This window comes from Lactiplantibacillus mudanjiangensis, from assembly GCF_005405385.1.
Lineage (GTDB): Bacteria > Bacillota > Bacilli > Lactobacillales > Lactobacillaceae > Lactiplantibacillus > Lactiplantibacillus mudanjiangensis.
Genome location: NZ_BJDY01000007.1, coordinates 55,678 through 75,117, shown reverse-complemented (window position 1 = coordinate 75,117; position 19,440 = coordinate 55,678). Strand labels below are relative to the sequence as shown.

Annotated in this window: 22 protein-coding genes and 1 pseudogene; 19 read left to right on the top strand and 4 right to left on the bottom strand. The window is 44.0% G+C overall.

The window, feature by feature from the left end:
• The first annotated feature begins 287 nt into the window (after window positions 1-287).
• The 4 genes from FFM84_RS13775 to FFM84_RS13760 all read left to right on the top strand — a co-directional run bounded on the left by FFM84_RS13775 (window position 288) and on the right by FFM84_RS13760 (window position 4,029).
• Window positions 288-1,154, top strand: a complete 867-nt coding sequence (locus FFM84_RS13775) for a DUF3737 family protein (RefSeq protein WP_130845858.1) — start codon at window positions 288-290, stop codon at window positions 1,152-1,154.
• Window positions 1,144-2,310: a MalY/PatB family protein gene (locus tag FFM84_RS13770; RefSeq protein WP_130845857.1), complete on the top strand. Its 1,167-nt coding sequence runs from the start codon at window positions 1,144-1,146 to the stop codon at window positions 2,308-2,310. The genes FFM84_RS13775 and FFM84_RS13770 overlap by 11 nt, the downstream gene beginning before the upstream one ends.
• A 124-nt stretch (window positions 2,311-2,434) precedes the next feature.
• The gene (locus tag FFM84_RS13765; RefSeq protein WP_130845856.1) at window positions 2,435-3,028 is read left to right on the top strand and encodes an NADPH-dependent F420 reductase; all 594 of its coding nucleotides are present in this window, start codon (window positions 2,435-2,437) and stop codon (window positions 3,026-3,028) included.
• Window positions 3,029-3,039: 11 nt separating this feature from the next.
• On the top strand, window positions 3,040-4,029 hold the full coding sequence (locus FFM84_RS13760) for a zinc-binding dehydrogenase (protein WP_130845855.1): 990 nt from the start codon (window positions 3,040-3,042) through the stop codon (window positions 4,027-4,029).
• Window positions 4,030-4,567: 538 nt separating this feature from the next.
• Here the strand turns inward: FFM84_RS13760 and FFM84_RS13755 are convergent.
• A complete protein-coding gene (locus FFM84_RS13755) occupies window positions 4,568-5,428 on the bottom strand; it encodes an alpha/beta hydrolase (protein WP_130845854.1) in 861 nt (286 codons plus the stop codon).
• 85 nt (window positions 5,429-5,513) lie between these two features.
• On the opposite strand from FFM84_RS13755, the gene FFM84_RS13750 reads away from it, so the two are divergent.
• The 8 genes from FFM84_RS13750 (at window position 5,514) to FFM84_RS16190 (ending at window position 9,964) form a co-directional block, all read left to right on the top strand.
• Window positions 5,514-6,095 carry a sugar O-acetyltransferase gene (locus FFM84_RS13750; RefSeq protein ID WP_130845853.1) on the top strand — a complete coding sequence of 194 codons (582 nt, stop codon included), beginning with the start codon at window positions 5,514-5,516 and terminating at the stop codon, window positions 6,093-6,095.
• 69 nt (window positions 6,096-6,164) lie between these two features.
• Window positions 6,165-6,608, top strand: coding sequence for a universal stress protein (locus tag FFM84_RS13745; protein WP_130845852.1), 444 nt, complete (start codon window positions 6,165-6,167; stop codon window positions 6,606-6,608).
• Between the two features lie 124 nt (window positions 6,609-6,732).
• Window positions 6,733-7,368: a histidine phosphatase family protein gene (locus FFM84_RS13740; RefSeq protein WP_130845851.1), complete on the top strand. Its 636-nt coding sequence runs from the start codon at window positions 6,733-6,735 to the stop codon at window positions 7,366-7,368.
• A gap of 74 nt (window positions 7,369-7,442) precedes the next feature.
• Window positions 7,443-8,564, top strand: a complete 1,122-nt coding sequence (locus tag FFM84_RS13735) for a family 20 glycosylhydrolase (RefSeq protein ID WP_130845850.1) — start codon at window positions 7,443-7,445, stop codon at window positions 8,562-8,564.
• Window positions 8,565-8,678: 114 nt separating this feature from the next.
• The gene (locus FFM84_RS13730) at window positions 8,679-8,984 is read left to right on the top strand and encodes a hypothetical protein (RefSeq protein WP_130845849.1); all 306 of its coding nucleotides are present in this window, start codon (window positions 8,679-8,681) and stop codon (window positions 8,982-8,984) included.
• A gap of 22 nt (window positions 8,985-9,006) precedes the next feature.
• The gene (locus FFM84_RS13725) at window positions 9,007-9,264 is read left to right on the top strand and encodes a hypothetical protein (protein ID WP_130845848.1); all 258 of its coding nucleotides are present in this window, start codon (window positions 9,007-9,009) and stop codon (window positions 9,262-9,264) included.
• A 36-nt stretch (window positions 9,265-9,300) separates the two neighbouring features.
• On the top strand, window positions 9,301-9,774 hold the full coding sequence (locus FFM84_RS13720; protein ID WP_130845847.1) for a hypothetical protein: 474 nt from the start codon (window positions 9,301-9,303) through the stop codon (window positions 9,772-9,774).
• Between the two features lie 13 nt (window positions 9,775-9,787).
• Window positions 9,788-9,964 (top strand): hypothetical protein, encoded by a 177-nt coding sequence (locus FFM84_RS16190; protein ID WP_165450328.1) that lies wholly within the window; start codon window positions 9,788-9,790, stop codon window positions 9,962-9,964.
• A 118-nt stretch (window positions 9,965-10,082) separates the two neighbouring features.
• Here the strand turns inward: FFM84_RS16190 and lepB (FFM84_RS13715) are convergent, their stop codons facing one another.
• Entirely contained in the window at window positions 10,083-10,691 is a 609-nt protein-coding gene (gene lepB / locus FFM84_RS13715; protein ID WP_130845845.1) for a signal peptidase I, read from the bottom strand.
• A gap of 163 nt (window positions 10,692-10,854) precedes the next feature.
• Window positions 10,855-11,470, bottom strand: a pseudogene (gene lepB, locus FFM84_RS13710) (signal peptidase I).
• Window positions 11,471-11,689: 219 nt separating this feature from the next.
• On the opposite strand from lepB (FFM84_RS13710), the gene FFM84_RS13705 reads away from it, so the two are divergent.
• The 4 genes from FFM84_RS13705 to FFM84_RS13690 all read left to right on the top strand — a co-directional run bounded on the left by FFM84_RS13705 (window position 11,690) and on the right by FFM84_RS13690 (window position 17,065).
• Window positions 11,690-12,310: a sugar O-acetyltransferase gene (locus tag FFM84_RS13705; RefSeq protein ID WP_130845844.1), complete on the top strand. Its 621-nt coding sequence runs from the start codon at window positions 11,690-11,692 to the stop codon at window positions 12,308-12,310.
• Window positions 12,311-12,442: 132 nt separating this feature from the next.
• Window positions 12,443-13,144: an ABC transporter ATP-binding protein gene (locus FFM84_RS13700; RefSeq protein ID WP_130845843.1), complete on the top strand. Its 702-nt coding sequence runs from the start codon at window positions 12,443-12,445 to the stop codon at window positions 13,142-13,144.
• Window positions 13,145-13,153: 9 nt separating this feature from the next.
• Complete coding sequence (locus FFM84_RS13695) at window positions 13,154-15,730, top strand: ABC transporter permease (protein ID WP_130845842.1); 2,577 nt, start codon at window positions 13,154-13,156, stop codon at window positions 15,728-15,730.
• Between the two features lie 99 nt (window positions 15,731-15,829).
• The gene (locus FFM84_RS13690; protein ID WP_130845841.1) at window positions 15,830-17,065 is read left to right on the top strand and encodes an ArgE/DapE family deacylase; all 1,236 of its coding nucleotides are present in this window, start codon (window positions 15,830-15,832) and stop codon (window positions 17,063-17,065) included.
• A 162-nt stretch (window positions 17,066-17,227) separates the two neighbouring features.
• Here the strand turns inward: FFM84_RS13690 and FFM84_RS13685 are convergent, their stop codons facing one another.
• On the bottom strand, window positions 17,228-17,662 hold the full coding sequence (locus FFM84_RS13685) for a MerR family transcriptional regulator (protein WP_130845840.1): 435 nt from the start codon (window positions 17,660-17,662) through the stop codon (window positions 17,228-17,230).
• A 144-nt stretch (window positions 17,663-17,806) separates the two neighbouring features.
• Between FFM84_RS13685 and FFM84_RS13680 the strand changes: the two genes are divergently transcribed.
• Genes FFM84_RS13680 through FFM84_RS13670 form a run of 3 tightly spaced genes read left to right on the top strand, consistent with a single transcriptional unit; the run spans window position 17,807 to window position 19,309 of the window.
• Window positions 17,807-18,211 carry a cupin domain-containing protein gene (locus FFM84_RS13680; protein ID WP_130845839.1) on the top strand — a complete coding sequence of 135 codons (405 nt, stop codon included), beginning with the start codon at window positions 17,807-17,809 and terminating at the stop codon, window positions 18,209-18,211.
• A 12-nt stretch (window positions 18,212-18,223) separates the two neighbouring features.
• Window positions 18,224-18,550 carry a carboxymuconolactone decarboxylase family protein gene (locus FFM84_RS13675; protein WP_130845838.1) on the top strand — a complete coding sequence of 109 codons (327 nt, stop codon included), beginning with the start codon at window positions 18,224-18,226 and terminating at the stop codon, window positions 18,548-18,550.
• A gap of 15 nt (window positions 18,551-18,565) precedes the next feature.
• On the top strand, window positions 18,566-19,309 hold the full coding sequence (locus FFM84_RS13670) for an SDR family oxidoreductase (protein ID WP_130845837.1): 744 nt from the start codon (window positions 18,566-18,568) through the stop codon (window positions 19,307-19,309).
• The last annotated feature ends 131 nt before the right edge of the window (window positions 19,310-19,440 follow it).

Here is a 19,440-nt window from a genome sequence, read left to right as displayed (position 1 = left end):
TGCAACGGAAGTCAGTGATGGCGCCGGACTTTACGATGTGGACGACTTTTGAGACTAGCGGTTTGGGCTAGGCTTAAAAGCGAGGTGGAAGCCCGCACTTTGGCTGGAACCGGTCCCCACAGTCGGCAGAATCACTGGCTGTCGCAGGTGCCCAATTTTGGATAAAGTCGTTTCTATCGCTGTTAACTTTTAGTTTGTAAAAAGGCTTGCCTTCGTCCAACTCGAAGGGACTATGATACTACCAGATACCTAACCCGTATCGATTTTGAAAAGAGGGACCATTAAATTTGAAAACACTTAATCAACAATTATTAACTGGCGAACGGGCGCTATTCAAAGCTCGCGACCTTACGATTAACAACACCACTTTTGCAGACGGCGAATCACCATTAAAAGAAAGCCAAAACATTGCACTCACCCAAGCCATTTTTAAGTGGAAATATCCATTGTGGTATAGCCAACATGTGACCGTAGACAACTCATTATTTGAAACGATGTCACGTTCTGGAATTTGGTATACCCACGATATCACGATCAATAACAGTACGTTACAAGCACCAAAGCTTTTCCGGCGTGCGAGTCAAATCAAACTCAATCACGTGCATTTTTCCGATGCAGAAGAAACGCTTTGGAATTGCCAAGATATTGAACTTAACGATGTACAAGCGACTGGCGATTACTTTGGAATGAATAGTGAAAATATTAAAGCCCAAGATTTTAGCTTAGTTGGCAATTACGCGTTTGATGGTGCCAAGAATATTGAAATTCATAACGCCACTTTAATGACGAAAGATGCGTTTTGGAATTGTGAAAATGTGACGGTTTATGATTCACAAATTATTGGCGAATATTTAGGTTGGAATTCCAAACATATTCGTTTCGTCAACTGTACGATCGAAAGTGATCAAGGGTTGTGCTATATGGACGATGTGACGCTGGAAAACTGTACGTTATTAAATACGGATTTAGCCTTTGAATATTGTCGCAATATCAAAGCGGACATTAACTCAACGGTCGATAGTATTAAAAATCCGATTAGTGGGGAGATTCATGTCGCCAAGATTGGCAAGATCATTTTTGATGATCCTGAAATCGATCCGCATCAAACCACGATTAGTGTCGATACTGAACAGGAGGTGCCCCATGCCGTATGATTTTGAAACGGTGATCAATCGCCGCGATACCAATTCAGTTAAGTGGGATGTGAAGCCTAATGAACTGCCAATGTGGGTGGCAGATATGGACTTTAAAACGGCTCCAGCTATCACGGCAGCTTTAGAAAAACGCGCTAGCTTTGGCATCTTTGGCTATGAAACGATTCCAACAGCCTATTATGAAGCTGTGGCTGACTGGTGGGCAACGCAACATCATTTTCGGCCACAACTGGACTGGTTATTGTTTTGTACTGGCGTTGTGCCAGCGATTTCGTCGATGGTCCGTAAGCTAACGACGCCTGGGGATAATATCTTAGTACAAGCGCCGGTCTATAATATTTTTTATCATTCGATTGAGAACAATGGGCGTCATACGCTTAGTAGTGATTTGATCGATCATGAAGGTCAATATCAGATTGATTTTGATGATTTAGAAGCTAAGATGGCCGATCCATTGACGACGATGATGATTTTGTGTAATCCACAGAACCCAATTGGCATCGTATGGTCACGGGAAACGTTACAACAGATTGGCGAGTTGGCCTTGAAACATCACGTGGTGATCGTGGTCGATGAAATTCATGGTGATTTAACGTTGAATGGTCACGAATACACGCCCTTTGCATCGTTAACCCCAGTGGTTGCGGCAAATAGTGTCAGTTGTGTCTCACCTAGCAAAACGTTTAATGTGGCCGCACTCCATGCCGCCACACTGATCATTCCGGATGCCCATTTACGGGCACAAGTGAGTCGGGGTATTAACAATGATGAACTTGCGGAACCGAACTCATTTGCAATTCCTGGTAGCATTGCCGCTTATCGTGAGGGCGCCGATTGGGTGACTGCATTGCGAAAAAAGTTGAGTGACAACCAACAACAAGTGCAAACGTTTATGCAACAAGAAGTCCCGCAAATTCACGTGGTAGAAGCTCAAGCCACGTATTTAATCTGGCTTGATGTCCGGCAAATTACACCGGATTCCGCTGAATTGGCTAGCTTTATTCGGGCGAACACCGGATTGTTCCTATCAGCTGGCGATGTTTATCGTGGTGATGGTCGCCGATATTTGCGGCTAAATGTGGCTTGTCCAACTAGTGAATTGATGGATGGATTGAATCGGTTAAAAGTGGGGATTCAAGCTTATTTAAAGCGATAGTCTTGAAAGCTCGAGGGTTGCCTCGGGCTTTTTTGTCGTTTAGTTTTCAAGCCTCCGACTTCCAATTCAAAATCACTTCTATTAAAATAGTTATAACAACTAAAATTTTAAGGCGGTGACAGTGATGGAAATAGGGATTATTGGTGCGGGCACGGTCGGAACCGTATTGGCACAGACGTTTGCGCATGGTGATCATCAAGTGAAGTTGAGTCGTCAACATGGCCCAGCAAGCTTAGCGTCACGCCGATCAGAGTTTGATCCGCATGTGAGTTTTGTGACTGTTGAAGAAGCCTTGCAACAGCCGATGGTCATTGTGGCGATACCTTTTGAAACGGCGCCCGCAGTGTTACAACAAGTTTCAGATTTCGAGCAACGGATTGTGATTGATGTGACCAATCAATTTACGGCTGATTTTAAGAAGATTAAAACGGCTCCGTTAACGGGGAGTGAAGTGATCGCCAAGGCGGCGAACAATGCCCGCGTGATCAAAGCATTTAATACGCTACCACCAGACTTCATGGATGGTCATGTGACCGGTCCCGGTCGACGCGTTTTATTTTATGCGGGTGATGATGTGGCTGCGAAAAAAGATTTTGCTGCGATTGTGCGCCAACTGAACTTTTTCCCGGTTAACCTAGGTAAACTGCGCCATGGCGGTAGTGTTATGCAAGTTGGCGGTGGCCTTGGAAACACACACTTCGTACAATTAGACGAATAGGAGATAGACACATGCGAGCATGGATTGTCCCCAATCCCCAACAATTGGGTTTGGAAAATTTAAAATTAGTGGATGTGGCGATGCCATATCCTGAAGATGATGAAATACAGGTGAAAGTGCACGCAGTTGGCTTAAATCCAGTTGATTATAAAGTAATTGATAGCGGTGTTGCAACGTGGCAATCGCCGCATGTGATTGGCATTGATGTGGCGGGTGAAGTTAACCGTGTTGGTAAAGCGGTGACTGCCTTTAAAGTTGGTGATCGTGTCTTTTATCATGGCGATTTACGACGCAATGGGAGTTTAGCCCAATACACCACGACTTTAGCTGCGAGCGTGGCGCACTTACCACAAGCGTTGAGTTACGAACAAGGCGCCGCGATCTTGTGTGCTAACTTAACAGCTTATCAGGCGTTGTATCGCAAGGTCAATATGACCAATGTGCATAGCGTGTTAATTCACGCTGGCGGCGGTGCCGTGGGCTTAGCGGCTTTGCAACTGGTAAAAGCGTTAGGGCTACAAACAATCGCCACCACTTCGGCACGCAAACGGGTATTAGTTGAGAAAATTGGTGCCGATACGATTATTGATTACCATCAAGAAGATGTGACGGCAGCGGTACTAGAGGCCACCGATGGTCGGGGTGTTGATGTTAGCTTGAATACGGTCGGTGGTGACGAACTTGCTGCCGATACAGCGCGAATGGCTTACAATGGTCAAATCGTGGCCATTGGCGATGGCTATCCTGAACATGTTGAACTTGATGAACGGGCACTGGGCTTAATCCGGTCAGGGTTAGGTGGCGTTTATCGGTCTAATGATGACTACCAAATTCACGATTTAGCGGTGATGGCTGCGGCAGTGGCCCAGCTAGTCATTGACGGTCAGCTTGATCCAATGATAGGCGATGTCGTGCCATTTGACCAAACTGTCGTGGCATTAACTGCTTTGAAGAATGGGGAAACAACTGGCAAGACGGTCGTACAGATTATCGGTGAGTAGTAGACAACTTCTAAAGACTGAAAGTTGTTTTTAAACAATATGCACTGATCAAAGATAGGCTTGACTTGCCACCTACCGTTCGCCCACATTGAGCCGGAACGCTGTGGGCGGACCGGTTCAGCCAAAAGGCGGTCTGAACCGTCGTTTTGAACCACTAAACCCGTGTTTCAAAAGCGCCAGTCTCTTAGCGATAAATCGCTAAGAGACTCCCACGGCTGGGCTCAATGTGGACTCACTCTCGGTTATAGTGGTGATCACAAACTTAAGTAACAATCAAAAGATAACCGGAGTCAGGCAGTGATGGCGCTGGCCGTGAAAACATCGTTAGTCCGGATGGTTCTCCCGGGCTTACGATGTGGACGACTTTTAAGACTAGCGGTTTTGGCTAGGCTTAAAAGCGAGGTGAAAGCCCGTACTTTGGCTGGCGTAGGTGGCTAATTTAGCTTAGCTCAAGTCATACTTATCGGTTAATTTTTAGTTCAAAAAATACGAAACGTCATGCAAGCGCAGTAAAAGCTTGCATGACGTTTTTTTGAGTTTATAGCGCTTGAATTGCCTGCACCATCGCTAAAAATGAGGCTTGGTAGTCGCCAGTTAATGACACGGTAAAGCCGTGCAGTGAATTTAAATAACGATGCATGGTCACCGGTGTATGTGCAGCGACTAAGTGTCGACCGAATTGTTCAGCTTCATCGGCCAAAGTATCATGATCGGCGGTATGAATCAAAGTTGGTGGAAAGCCAACTAAGTCAGCTGGTTTAGCTAGGACGGGTGACACATAAGGGTTTCCTAGTGGAATATTCTTTCGATAGAAACGATTGAATAATTTAGCTTGTTCAGATGGAATAACCGCGCCGGTTGGGTAATATTTGTCGTCCGGATCGGTGTCCAGATCTAAGGCTGGGTAATCCAGAATCGCCAATGTGACCACGGGTTGGTGACGTGCCAAAGCCCGCATTTGAGTACCAATCACCAGATTGCCACCCGCACTATGTCCGCACAAAATTAATCGTTGCGCGGGTGCCTCACTATAATCGGTGTAGTGCGTTTGGACGTACTTAACGAGTTCATCGCAAGCGTCAAGGGCGGCTGGAAAAGGGTGCTCAGGTGCTAGGGGATAATCAAAATCTAGTACAGTGTATTGCGTGGCCGCACTGAGTCGGCGACAGAAATAGGTGTCATGATCGTTATGTAAATGAACGAAACCACTGCCATGAAAATCAATTACGATCCCTTGTGACGGTACAAAATTGGGGGTATGAATATAAAGATTAGCCGTATCACCGGATGTTAAGACGAATTTCTCAGTACGTGTTTGCTCAACAGCCCATTGGTCGGTGGTAATTGGTTGTTCGCGATCACGTTGGGCTTGACGTTCTTCAGCTGCTGTTTTAGTCATGTGAAGACCTCCTTGCCGATCATCATACAGCAAGTTTGAGCAATGTGGTATGCTTAAAGTATCTTAATAACAAAGGAAGTTCAGCATGGAAATCGATAAGGACCCAGCGTATCAACAAATGATTAATGGCGAACTCTACATGGAATCGCCCATCTTACAAGAACGGCGCCGGTTAGTACGACGTGAAATTATGAAGTATAATCAATGTGCCGACAATGATGAACGGAATAATGGTATGAAGCAGTTATTGCGTTCAGTTGGTGATCGATTTTTCGTCGAATCAACTTTTGAATTTAGTTACGGCGTGAATATCACGATCGGTAACCATTTTTATGCCAATCATGGGGTGACACTTTGTGATGAAGGGTTGATAAAAATCGGCAATGATTGTAAGTTTGGGCCAAAAGTTGGTTTATATACGCCACAACATCCACTCGATCCCGCTATTCGGCGGACCGAAGCTGAACGAACGGCTCCAATTACGATTGGTAATGATGTGTGGATCGGCGGCGGCGCTAGCATCTTGCCTGGGGTAACCTTAGGGAATAATGTGATTGTCGGTGCGGGTTCTGTGGTGACACATTCATTTCCAGATAATGTGATTGTGGTTGGCAATCCAGCGCGGGTTTTGAAAACCAATGAACCTAGCGCGGCAGTTGACAAATAAAACGTTTTCATTGAAAATTAAGTTAATCGAAAATAGTCAAATTTAGTTTGATGAGGGGTGCGATGGATCATGTCAGAAATGAGTCCTAAGGAATTTAAACATATCTTAGTTGGGGTTGATGACTCTGAGGATGCACAATTAGCGTTTCGTTATGCCATTAATCGGGCTAAAACGGACCACGCCAAGTTAACGATTGTTTCAATTTTGGAACAAGATAACATGAATGTTTATGAAGCAATGAGTAAGGACTTTATTCATGGGCAACGGGCTGATTTGGAAGAACATGTCCAAAAATATGCCAAGTTAGCCAAACAATTTGGCGTCACCGATGTTACCACGGTGGTCGATGAAGGCGATCCTGGTGAAATGATTGTAAAGGATATTATTCCAGCCATTAAACCAGATTTGCTAGTTATTGGCTCGATCTCTAAACGTGGCGTTCGGAAGTACTTTGGGTCGCAAGCGGCCTATATGGCAAAGCATTCACCAATCTCGGTATTAGTGATTCGGTAGGTCATTAAAGATATCGTGATAAAAGCGGGTTTTCCAGCGGGAAGACCCGCTTTTATGCTATAGTTGAACAACAAAATAAATGTGGTTCTTGGGATGAATCGCAGTTAAAAGAGGGTCTGAAATCATGAAAGCTATCACATTATATCTGGTCGTCACAGGTGCGACTTACTTTGATCAATTAGATCGGTTTCAAGGTTGGAGTGGGACACCGTTAACGCCGGATGGTTTGGCGGCTAGCCAAGCCGTTGGTCAACAATTGAGCACGGTTAAATTTGATACCGCCTTTGCTAGCGATACGAGTCGTGGGGCGCAAACTGGTCGGGCCATTTTAAGCCAGCAAGCGGCAGCACCAGAACTGCAATTGAAGCCAGCGCTGCGGGCGCCTTTTTTTGGTGGCTTTGAAGGCCAAGAACAAGCGGCTGTATGGTCAGGATTCGCGACTAAACTAGGTTATCCAACAGTAACGGCGTTTGAAATTGATCAAACGCCAGCGGAATTACAAGGCTTATTGCATGATCACGATAGTGCTAGCTTAGCAGAAAATGGTGATGAATTTTGGCAACGATATACGGCCGGCTTGGCACAAGTGACTGCTGCAACTCCTGATCAAGGGCAAGCACTAGTCGTGATTGATGCGTCGGCACTACAAACGTTGATTTACGATATCACCGGTCAAGTAGCAACACCACAGCGATTGGCGGCCAGCACGATTACCATTGTCGATCAAGTTGATGGTCAACGCACGCTTCGCACAAATTAGGAAACAGGTTACTTGGCACGTGCCGGCAACTGGTGGACAATTGACATCTAAAGCAGATTGCGAGGGGATTTGTGATGCGGAAACTAGTCCAGTGGTTATTAGTAGGTGTGCTATGGTTAGGCTTGGGTTTAAGCGTTGATATTGCTGGTGTCCAAGCGGCAACCACGCCCAAAGTTAAAGGATTAATTCTAGATAACGCGCGGCAGTACTATTCAGTGAAGTCGATCAAAAAGTTGATCGATCAAGTACAAGCAGGTGGCGGCAGTTTTGTGCAACTGCATTTAACCGATGATACACGTTTTGGCGTTGAAAGTGCTAAATTAGGCCAAACGGTGAAAAAAGCGAAAAAAGTTGGGTCAACGTATTATAATCGTCAAACTAAATTAGCTTTTTTGAGTAAAAAACAATTGCGATCGTTGATCGTATATGGACACCAACGCAAAATCGAAGTGATTCCTGAAATTGATACCCCGGGTCACAGTACAGCGTTGATAAAGCTGTTGAAAAGTTCAAGTAAAGCCAATCGTAAATTGGCAAAACAAGTCGCTGTGGAAAAGTCGGAATTGAATCTGAAAAGCACCGAAACAAAAAAATTTGTTAAATCACTCTTAAGTGAGTATGTGGGATTGCAATACTCAGGCCAACATATTGCCATTGGTGGTGATGAATACAGTGCAGCCATCACTGCAAGTCAGCCACGAGTGGTCAGTTATACGAACTATTTGAATCGTTACTTGATTAAAAAAGGCCTGAAAACCGCCATGTGGAATGATGGCCTGTTGAAAGCTGATTTACCAAAGCTGGATCATAACATCTTAGTGATGTATTGGAGCTACGATGGACAAACGAGTAATCCCAAAGTGATTGCGCAGCATCGCAAGATTCGGGCAACGTTACCTGAACTCAATGCGGCTGGTATGCAAACGATTAATGCGAATAGTTATTATTTATATGTGATGACGAAAGCGGCCACGTTTAAAGCCGCAAATGTGGCTTATTGGAAAAAGGATTTAGTGAATAACTGGCAGTCAAACGTTTGGGACGTGACAAACCACAAAGACTTAGCGACCAGCAGCCGAAATATCGGGTCAGCAATCTCAATTTGGGGTGATGGTCGTAAAAGTTATACACAGGCTGAGGTATTAAAACGAACACGGCCATTCTTACAAACTTACTTTAGTGCACAAGTGCAGTGATTGTGGATAACTAGGGCTAGCGACTGTTGGCCCTAGTTTAGTGATGGTTGCGTTAGGGCTAAAACATGGGATAATAGCAGTAACAATAAATTTAGTAATAGGAGCTCATTAATTATGCAAGTATCTGTAGTAACCAGTGTGGTTGCCGGTCAAACAACCGTGGCAACTGAAGATGTTGAAAAGTTTATGACGGCGATCAGTGATCAATTAGGTGATGATTACACCTTTACCTTAGATGCTGACTACGGTGCCAGTTTAGATACCGATGACGCGGATGTTTATCTCGTTTATTTCGGGTCACAAGCTAATCTAACGGCGGCACAAAAATCAAAAATGATCATTTTCTATAGTGATGATGATGTCCAGAGTGGTTTAATTGGTCGCTTTGTGGATATGTTGAAGCAATTAAAACAAAAATAAGTTATCAACAGGAGGTTAACTGATGGGCTTATTAACCTTAGGTGTGATTACAGTAGTTTTATTGGGACTAGAAGAATGGTTATTTACGGCCAGTCATTATTTCTGGGTTGGCGGCATCGTCCCGATTTTGTGGACGGTTGCGTTAGCTGTATTAGTCATTCAAAACGCGGCTAATTTAACGTTAATAGATTATTTCTTGGCCATTATTGCAGTGATTAGTCTGTATGTTTGTTGGGGCAATGGGTTCCAACGACATGCGACCAAGCGCGCTGCTCGTTAGATTAGGTTGTGGATCATTTGATGAAAGGGGCTCCGTATGTGGCAAGCAAAAAACTTAATAAGTAGTTGGTTTTGGGGGGCGCTAGCGGTCTTTATCATCATGTTTGGGACAGCGCGCCAAGAAGTCAATCGGATTGTGCTCGAATTTAATCCATTGGTCATCTATAGTCTGATTTGTGCGTTAGTGCTATTTCCGATCGTTCATTACCGCTGGTATCGGATTTTTAAAGTATGGCACACCAAGTCAAAAGAGGCGCCAAGTGAGCCACGGCCAGATGATGAGCAGATCATTCAAGATTCCGGTCATACTTGGTCAGTGGCGGCGAAACGAACCAAGCCGAAACCTACACCATCTGTGTTAACACCGCAAGTGGAACAAAAAGATAGCATGATGGATGATGTAATTAATTTCTTTAAGAACATTGTCGTGGCGCTGTTCTTTGTGCCATTGAGTCCGATTTTTTGTGTGATTTTCTGGTGGCGTGATCGGCAAGCGGGTGATCAACATTAAGCAACAAAGACGCGTGAGTCGTGTCCTGGTCCCCATCATGATTGTGGTTGCGATCGGCTTAATGGCGATTGTGCATGGTCATCAAGGTTGGCAATTTATGATTTTAGTTGTGGCTTTGCTTGGCGTTGATCAGAGTCGTCCAGGTCGATGGCTAAATCATTGGGTTGTGCAAAAACTGAATCGTTCATAAAGTTATCCACTGTGGATAAGCGAGCACCTAGATTAAGGTGAGTGATCAACTTAATCTAGGTGTTTTTTGTGGATAAAAAAAGCGGGTACCCTTGAATTGGGCACCGCTTAAGTTGTGTTTATGGTTGATAACTATTGATATATTGATGACGATTTTGCCATGACCAAGCTTTGACAACCCCAATCATCTTGCTCTTAGGTACGAAGCCCCAATAGCGGCCATCGTTAGAAACACTGCGATGATCCCCTAAAACAAAGTAGTAGCCTTTAGGGACTTTATTGCCTTTGGCAGGTTTGACTTTCCAACCTTGAAGTTTGTTCAAACTATCTAATGTCCAGCCGGAATAATTACTTGGTAAGTAAGATCCCGTCGTTTGTTGATAGTTGTTCTTTAAATAGCTTTGCTTAATCAATTTACCATTGACGTAAAGTTTACCTTTGGTGTACTTCACGGTATCTCCAGGCATCCCAATCACACGTTTAACATAGACGGCATTTTTTTCCGTTTGATCAGGATCAACCCCATGAGCATAGAAGACAACTACTGAACCAGCCTTAGGTTTGACTGCTTTAAGCGCCATTACCCGTTCGTTATTTTGTAGGTTAGGCTGCATTGAGGTCCCATCAACGCGGACCATCGTAAACCAGAATTGACGAATGATTAACGCTAACGCCAGTCCAATCACGATTGGTAGCACCCAACTCATGATACTTTTGAATTTTTCCAATTTTTTGACTCCCTTAACTTGTGTGTATAGTTCTTATTATATACGAATGTACGTCAATGAGGGGTGTAAATCACTTAAAAGTTACGGCTTTTAGTGGATCTTTAATAAACAGGCTCGAATAAAAAAACGCTCGGGCGTGTGCCCAAACGTTTAATGACTATTATTATGGCTGGTAATTATTGACGTATTGATGACGATTTTGCCATGGAAAGGCTTTAACCACCCCAATCATCTTGCTCTTAGGAACAAATCCCCAGTAGCGACTGTCGCTGGAAACACTGCGATGATCACCCAAGACAAAGTAATAACCTTTTGGCACTTTGCCATTAGTTGGTTTAACTTTCCAGCCCTGATCGTGAGCGAGGCTAGTTAACGTCCAGCCAGTAAATTGGCTGTGACTATTAGCCATGTATGACCCAGTCGTTCGTTGCTTGGTATTCTTTAAATAGGATTGCTTAATCCGTTTACCGTTGATGTAAAGTTGTCCGGATTTCGTGTACTTCACGGTATCGCCAGGCATCCCGATAATCCGTTTGACGTAGACGTCATCTTTTTTCGCCTGATCTGGATTGACGTCGTACGCATCAAAAACGACGACCGCTCCAGCTCTAAGTTTGCCAGTTTTAAAGGCGATGACGCGTTCATTGTTTTCTAAAGTGCTGCATCGATGACCCATCAACCCGCACCATAGTAAACCAGAATTGGCGAATGAGTAGGGCTAATCCCAAACCAATAACAATCGGCAGGACCCAACTCAAGATACTTTTAAGTGATTTCACAATAGTTAAACTCCCCTGATTAGTGTTGCCTACTATTATGGCGGATCGTTGTGATAGTTTGAGGAATTCTTAATGGGATTAGTGAATTTTTAAGTAAAACCATTCGGTGTACTGGAGCGGTCCAATTTTAAAATTAAGCTTAAAATGGGTTGAAATCGCTAACACAGTGTGGTTAACTGGATCAGTGATGATTTTTTTACGAGTCGGAGGAACCAATTAATGAAAACACAAAAGGAACGGATGCTCGCAGGTGAGTTATATATCGCCGATGATCGCGAACTCGCACAAGCGATGCGCCACGGTCGGCGGTTAACCCGCATCTTTAATCAAACGACCGAAATCGATAATGATTTTCGTTCAGAAATTTTAAAACAACTCTTTAAGCAAGTTGGGGATAACCATTATATCGAACCCCCATTCCATATTGACTATGGCAGTAACACCACTATTGGGAAGAACTTTTATGCCAACTATGATGCGATCTTTGTGGATTGTGCCGAAATTAAGATTGGTGATAATGTCTTCATGGGACCACGGGTTGGGTTGTATACCGCTGGTCACCCAATTGATGCGGTGATTCGTAATGAACAGTTGGAATATGCCAAGCCGATTACGATTGGCAATGATGTCTGGCTAGGTGGCAACGTGGTTGTTAATCCAGGTGTCACGATTGGAAACAACGTTGTGATTGGATCGGGTTCAGTGGTGACCAAAGACATTCCAGATAATGTTGTCGCTGTTGGCAATCCATGTAAAGTTTTGCGGCCTATTACGGAAGCGGATCATATTCTATGGCAACGTCAAAAAGAAGCGTACTTTGCTGATCAAGGCGAAGCTTAATCGAAACAATGAACGTTTGGGTGAAAGCCCAAGCGTTTTTTAATACTAAATTAATTGGTTATAAATTTTCGACCAATTGCGGCTGATTAACTGCTAAACTAAGGATAGTTAGAAAAAACGGAGGGTAATGGGATGGCATACATTGAAGTGGTTAAGGAGACACGGACCTTCAAAAACGGTAGTCAAACGACAGTCGCTAATCGTGACTTGTCGTTTGAAGTGGCACAAGGATCAGTGGTCACTATTTTAGGTCCAAGTGGGGCTGGTAAATCAACGTTGTTAAACATTTTAGGTGGAATGGACTCGCCAACTAGTGGACAAATTTTGATCGATGGGGCTGATATTGCCCAATACTCAGCCAAACAGCTGACGACTTATCGCCGGCAAGATGTCGGTTTTGTGTTCCAGTTTTACAATTTGGTGCCGAATTTAACCGCGCGTGAAAATGTTGAATTGGCGTCACAGATCACAAAAGACGCCCGTGATGTTGATGAAACGTTGGCCTTAGTTGGGTTAACTGATCGAGCGGCTAATTTTCCCGCACAATTATCTGGTGGGGAACAACAACGGGTCGCAATTGCGCGGGCCGTGGCGAAAAATCCTAAATTGTTATTGTGTGATGAACCAACTGGTGCCTTGGATTATCGAACGGGTAAACAAGTGCTTCAAGTCATTCAAGATGCCGCTAAGCAAACGCAAACGACCGTCATCATTGTGACGCATAATAGCGCGATTGCGCAGATGGGTGATCAAGTGATTCGGATTAATGATGCACAAGTCCAATCAGTTGAATACAACGATCATCCGACACCGCTTACCGAGATTGAATGGTAGGTGGCTAAGATGACAAAAGCTTATTTTAAAGCTATTTTACGTGAAATTTGGCGCTCTAAAGCGCGTTTCTTTTCGATTCTGTTGATTATCTTTTTAGGGGTTGCCTTTTATACGGGCATTCGCGCAACGGGCCCCGATATGTTACAGGCCGCGGACACTTATTTTGCCAAGCAAAAGTTGGCGACCAATAGTGTGCAGTCGACGATGGGCTTGACGAAGGCAGATACGAAAGTCCTAGACAAACATCAAGATGTTTTGACCTATCAGGCCGTTAAGTATTTGGATGTCAATCAGCTGAATAATAATCGCGTGGTGCGTGTCAGCGAGTTACCAACTAAACAATCACTGGATCAGTTAACGGTGGTTAGCGGTCGCTTACCTAAGCGGGCTAATGAAATCGTTTTGGATCAGCAAGCTAAACGACTGCAGCCAAGTTTGAAGCTAGGGTCGACGTACCGGATTGTCAGCGGCAAAACCTTGAATCAGAAATTCAAGCGGCGCACGTTTAAAGTTGTTGGCTTTGTGAATTCACCACGTTATGTGGAAAATGTCAGCCGTGGGGTGACGACAGTTGGCAAAGGGACCTTAGATTATTTAGCCTTTGTTCAACCAAAGACATTACGGTTGAACGTGGCGACGCGGATCGATGTTCAATTTAAGAATCTTGCTAAGGTGACGCCGTATTCAGCGGCTTATAAACGTTTGAACAAGCAAAATACTGCCAAACTTAAACGGTGGTTAAAACCACAAGCTAAAAAGCGGCAACAGCAGTTGCAACGACAGGCACGAGCCAAACTAAAACCATTGGCGCAACAAGTTGCTGCGTTGAAAGCCCAAGTCCCAGCGACCACGCCAGCGTTGGTGAAATTGACGGCGCAATTAAAAGCGGCAACTGCTCAAGTCAATGCGATTGAGAAGCCAACTTATTTATATACCGATCGCAGTGATAACCCGGGTTATACCGAATATCATGAAAATACACAACGGGTAGTGGCGTTATCCACAGTCTTCCCGCTATTCTTTATTGCGATTGCAGCGTTAATCTGTTTAACAACGATGACTCGGATGGTGGAAGAATTACGACTTCAAATGGGAACATTAAAGGCACTTGGTTACAGTAATGCGGCGGTTGGTAGTGAGTTCATGATTTATGGTGGATTAGCCGCTTTAGTCGGGACTGGGCTTGGCGTTGGCTTTGGGGTGAATTTCTTTCCACAATTTATTGCGCAAGCCTATGGCAGTATGTATAACTTGCCCGCTATTTCAGTCCAGTATTTATGGCCGGATATTATGGTTGCCTTGGTGATTGCATTAGTTTGTACGTTGGGCACGGCATTGGTCGTGTTACGGGTCGATTTACGCAGTTTGCCAGCACAATTACTACAACCTAAAGCCCCAAAAGCGGGTCAAACGTTATTGCTAGAACGTTGGCGTGGGCTATGGCGGCGATTAAGTTTTAATCATAAGATCACATTGCGCAATTTGTTCCGTTACAAGCAACGTCTATTGATGACCGTGCTTGGAATTGCCGGCTGTATGGCGATGATGATTACTGGTTTTGGGTTGAAAGATTCGATTGGTGATATTAGCAGTAAGCAATTCAATGAGTTGTGGCACTATGATGCGATTGTGACTCGCAACGGCCAAGAAACGGCCGCCCAAAAGCGGACAATCAGTCGGCCGAAGCTTTATCAAAACAGCTTATTGTTGAAATCTAAACAGGTTACCATTAAGCAAAATGGAGTGGCTGAACAAACCGCAACCTTAGGTGTGCCAAAGGCGACGGCCCAATTGAATCGTTTTGTCGTGCTACGAAATCGCCAAACACACCGGGTGTACCATCTCAGTAATCAAGGCGCCATCATTGATGAGAAGTTAGCTAAACTTTATGACGTTAAAGTTGGCGATCAATTACCGATCAAGCTGGCTGGACAGACAACTAAAAAAGTAAAAATTGCCGCGATTGCGGAAAATTATGTGAATCACTTTGTCTATTTGAGTCCAACTTATTATCAACACGTTTTCGGCGCTAAGCCAGTTTATAATGCTAATTTGGTTCAGTTTAAAACAACCAATGAGAAAAAAGAAAATGCCTATGCCAATACGCTATTGAAGCAAGCGGGAATTTTGAACGTGACGCTCATGAGTACCGAAAAGAAAACCAATTTTAAGATGTTTGATAGTATGAATTTGGTCGTCCTAATTTTTGTGGTTTCTGCGGGGGCTTTGGCGTTGGTTGTGTTGTATAACTTAACCAACATCAATGTTTCAGAACGAATTCGAGAATTATCCACGATTAAAGTATTGGGCTTTTATGATGGTGAAGTTACGATGTATATTTTCCGAGAAAACCTGATTTTAACCGGTTTGGGAATCATCTTCGGATGTTTCCTAGGTAATTGGTTGCATGCTTATATTCTACAAACGGCCGAAACCAACGCATTGATGTTTTCACCAGGCATTCACCCGATGAGTTATGTTTATTCGGCGCTACTTACCGTGGCCTTTAGTTTGGTTGTTATGATAATGATGCACCGTAAGCTTAAGCGCGTGAATATGTTAGATGCGTTGAAATCGGTTGATTAGGCGTGAGCGCTTGCACTTGACGGTTAAAAGTGCTGTAATCAAGGTAGGATTAAATTGTGCTGAATAGGTTAGCACAAGCGAAATTGATGGGGTGAAGAAATGGAAGCAGCAGTTCAAGCATTAAGCGATATCGTTAAGATGAATACGGTCAATGACCACGAAAAATTGGTCGCAGATTATTTAGCAAAATTATTAAACGAACATGGTATTGAGGCCAAATTAATTGAATACGCACCCGGCCGCGTGAATTTAGTCGCCGAAATTGGTGACGGTAATGGGCCAGTTGTGGCGTTTGACGGCCATGCTGATACCGTTGCTTTAGGTGATGAAAGTAAATGGGCTGGTAGTTCATTGAGTGCGGCGATTAAAGATAACCGGTTATTCGGTCGCGGCGTGACGGATATGAAGGCTGGGTTGATGGCTGGTGTTTTCGCCATGATTCATTTGAAAGAACAAAACGTGCCATTGCATGGGACGTTCCGTTTACTAGCGACAGTTGGTGAAGAAGATGGACATTTGGGTGCCGAACAATTGACTGAATTAGGCTATGCCGATGATATTCAAACGTTAATTGCTGGTGAACCAAGTGGTGCCGATAAACGATTATTGGGTCAACCACAAATTCAAGCCATGTTGGGCGTTGATGCGGAAACAGCTGCTAAAATGGCTGCGGCTAATCCAACGACGGAACAACATTTTATTGAATTGGCACATAAAGGCTCATTGACCTATACCGTTCATTCCAAAGGGGTGGCGGCGCATAGTTCGATGCCAACGATCGGAAAAAATGCCATCGATGCGTTGATGACATACTATCAACGTCAAGCGGCTTACTTTGAAAGCTATAAGACGGTCGTTAATCCGGTTTTAGGGCCAACGGTTCCAGTTGTGACCTTGATTAAGGGTGGCGAACAAATCAATACGGTCCCTGCCAGTGCAGAATTATCCGTTAAGATTCGGACCATTCCCGAATTGCGGAATGATCGCATTATTGCAGGATTACAAACGATTATTGATGAATGCAATGCCGATGGCGCTGAATTGAGCTTAGATGTTCAAGACAGATTCTTCCCAGTGCATACACCAGAAGATGCGCCACTCGTGCAATTGGCTAAAAAAGTCGGCGAAAAAGTGTTAGATCAACACTTACCATACTTTGGCGCACCTGGTGGTACCGATGCTTCTTCTTACATTGTTAAAAACGACAACATGGAAGTTATCGTCTTTGGCCCTGGGAATATTACGGCCCATCAAGTTAACGAATACGTGGACTTAGACATGTATCAACGATTCATTACTATTTATGAACAGATGTTTACGGAATTATTGAAATAGGCAAAATTAAGGTCGAATTTCGACTAATTAAAGAGCGACCGCAAAATCATTTTTTGATTTTGCGGTCGCTCTTTTAACTTAATCATTAGTCATTGGCTTTGCTTGACATCTTCTAGAGCTAAATCTAATTCACTTGATTTGGTCGTTACTTTTTTCATGGCTTTACTCCTGATGCCCCAAACGATCCAAATAAGCAGCAAAGCTTTCATCGGCATCGGTCACGCCGGCTTCTTTTTCTTCGTACCAGTTGATCTTATCATTGAGAATTTGAAGATGACGTTGGACTTCGGCGTATTGAACCAAAAAGTCTTGTTTCACTTGTTGGAGTAACGCGAGTCGTTGCGGAATTGTGATATCACCTTGGGCGCGCCAAGTCACATATTGTTTAAGTTCGCTGATACTCATGCCAGTTCCTTTTAAGTGCAGGAGAAATTTGACCCAGTTAATATCGGCTTCTTCATAATAACGGCGACCATTGCGATGACGGTGCGGCTCGATTAAGCCTTCATCTTCATAGTAGCGCAAGGTTGGGGCAGTTAGCCCAACCGCTCTGGCAAAGTCGCCAATCGTGTATTGTTTCGTTGTTGCTGTTGGCATGGCTATAGTTCCTTTCTTCAAGTTACTTTAACAATGATCTTACCACGAAAACTTATTTTAACAAGTTTAAACTTTAGTGTTGACTTAAAGTACACTTGAAGTTATATGATGAATTCATCATCAAAACAGAGGAGATTATTAATTATGACAAATGAAACTAACAGTGGCATTTTTGGTTTAGGTGAAAAGAACGTGGCTTACCAACAATACTTTATCGGTCAAAGTTACTTGCAAGGTTTATCAGAACCTGGTGATGAAATCGATGTTAATGTGTCCAATGTGACCTTTGAACCGGGTTGTCGAAACAATTGGCACATTCACCATGATGGCTTTCAAATCTTGTTAGTCACTAGTGGTGAAGGTTGGTACCAAGAAGCTGGCAAGCCGGCTCAATTATTACATGCGGGCGACAGTGTGACGATTCATGAAGGTGTCAAACATTGGCATGGGGCCACTAGGGATAGTTGGTTTAGCCATGTGGCGATTACTAAAGGGACTAGCGAATGGCTGGAACCCGTTGATGATGACGCATACGCAAAGTTAGGCTAGGAGGAAATAAACATGGCAAAGAAACAAACGGCTGGTCGGGATAACTTAGGTGATTTTGCGCCCAAGTTTGCAGCGTTAAATGATGATGTCCTATTTGGTGAAGTTTGGTCACGAGAAAGTGAACTCAGCTTACATGATCGCAGTATGATTACGATTGCGAGTTTGATGACGAGCGGTAGTTTTCCACAACTCAAGGCTCACTTACAAATGGGTAAACAAAATGGCTTAACCAAAGACGAAGTCGTGGAAATTATCACTCATTTGGCATTCTATGCTGGTTGGGCCAAGGCTTGGTCAGCGATGGGTTTAGCCAAAGAAGTTTTTGGCGACGAAGATTAAACTGGAGGATTATAAATGACAGTTAAAAATAAAGTAATTGTGATTACTGGTGCTTCATCTGGAATTGGTGAAGCGTCTGCAAAATTGTTAGCTAAGAATGGTGCTAAGGTTGTTTTAGGCGCACGCCGGACGGAACGTTTGGCAGCGATCGTTAAAGATATTGAAGCTGCTGGTGGTGAGGCCGCATATCAAGTGACCGATGTGACAAAACAAGCCGATGTGGATAACTTGGTGAAATTCGCGCAAACGACATTCGGTGGTTTAGATGTGATCTTTAATAATGCTGGGATCATGCCATCGTCACCAATCAGCGCATTGCACACTGATGAGTGGGATGCGATGATCGACATTAACTTGAAAGGTGTCTTGCATGGGGTAGCGGCGGTTATGCCAATCTTCACGGCTCAAAAACATGGTCAGATCATTACCACATCTTCAGTTGCTGGGATTAAGAGCTTCGCTGGTGCCGGGGTCTATGGTGCCACCAAGTTTGCGGTTCGTAACTTAATGGAAGTTATTCGGATGGAAAGTGCCCAAGAAGGGACTAACATTCGGACGGCTAGCTTGTATCCAGCAGCGATCAACACGGAATTGTTACACACAATTACCGATGAGCTGACCAAACAAGGGATGGATGCTTTCTATCAACAGGTCGGGATTAGTCCAGCGGCCGTAGCCAATGTAGTTAACTTTGCCGTTGATCAACCCGAAGACGTCAACGTTAATGAATTTACGATTTATCCGACGAAACAAGCTTAAGGATGAGGATGTAATTGCCGTCTCCGTCAGCCAGTGATTCTGCCGGCTGTGGGACCGGCTCCAGCCAAAGAGCGGGCTTCCACCTCGCTTTTAAGCCTAGCCCAAATCGTTAGTCTTAAAAGTCGTCCACA

Coding starts and splice junctions, on each gene's coding strand:
- FFM84_RS13730 (WP_130845849.1), top strand. CDS start 8,679: ATGCAAGTATCTGTAGTAACCAGTGTGGTTGCCGGTCAAACAACCGTG.
- FFM84_RS13705 (WP_130845844.1), top strand. CDS start 11,690: ATGAAAACACAAAAGGAACGGATGCTCGCAGGTGAGTTATATATCGCC.
- FFM84_RS13720 (WP_130845847.1), top strand. CDS start 9,301: ATGTGGCAAGCAAAAAACTTAATAAGTAGTTGGTTTTGGGGGGCGCTA.
- FFM84_RS13760 (WP_130845855.1), top strand. CDS start 3,040: ATGCGAGCATGGATTGTCCCCAATCCCCAACAATTGGGTTTGGAAAAT.
- FFM84_RS13740 (WP_130845851.1), top strand. CDS start 6,733: ATGAAAGCTATCACATTATATCTGGTCGTCACAGGTGCGACTTACTTT.
- FFM84_RS13700 (WP_130845843.1), top strand. CDS start 12,443: ATGGCATACATTGAAGTGGTTAAGGAGACACGGACCTTCAAAAACGGT.
- FFM84_RS13680 (WP_130845839.1), top strand. CDS start 17,807: ATGACAAATGAAACTAACAGTGGCATTTTTGGTTTAGGTGAAAAGAAC.
- FFM84_RS13750 (WP_130845853.1), top strand. CDS start 5,514: ATGGAAATCGATAAGGACCCAGCGTATCAACAAATGATTAATGGCGAA.
- FFM84_RS13670 (WP_130845837.1), top strand. CDS start 18,566: ATGACAGTTAAAAATAAAGTAATTGTGATTACTGGTGCTTCATCTGGA.
- FFM84_RS13770 (WP_130845857.1), top strand. CDS start 1,144: ATGCCGTATGATTTTGAAACGGTGATCAATCGCCGCGATACCAATTCA.
- FFM84_RS13735 (WP_130845850.1), top strand. CDS start 7,443: ATGCGGAAACTAGTCCAGTGGTTATTAGTAGGTGTGCTATGGTTAGGC.
- FFM84_RS13725 (WP_130845848.1), top strand. CDS start 9,007: ATGGGCTTATTAACCTTAGGTGTGATTACAGTAGTTTTATTGGGACTA.
- FFM84_RS13675 (WP_130845838.1), top strand. CDS start 18,224: ATGGCAAAGAAACAAACGGCTGGTCGGGATAACTTAGGTGATTTTGCG.
- FFM84_RS13765 (WP_130845856.1), top strand. CDS start 2,435: ATGGAAATAGGGATTATTGGTGCGGGCACGGTCGGAACCGTATTGGCA.
- FFM84_RS13685 (WP_130845840.1), bottom strand. CDS start 17,662: ATGCCAACAGCAACAACGAAACAATACACGATTGGCGACTTTGCCAGA.
- FFM84_RS13745 (WP_130845852.1), top strand. CDS start 6,165: ATGTCAGAAATGAGTCCTAAGGAATTTAAACATATCTTAGTTGGGGTT.
- FFM84_RS13755 (WP_130845854.1), bottom strand. CDS start 5,428: ATGACTAAAACAGCAGCTGAAGAACGTCAAGCCCAACGTGATCGCGAA.
- FFM84_RS13690 (WP_130845841.1), top strand. CDS start 15,830: ATGGAAGCAGCAGTTCAAGCATTAAGCGATATCGTTAAGATGAATACG.
- FFM84_RS13695 (WP_130845842.1), top strand. CDS start 13,154: ATGACAAAAGCTTATTTTAAAGCTATTTTACGTGAAATTTGGCGCTCT.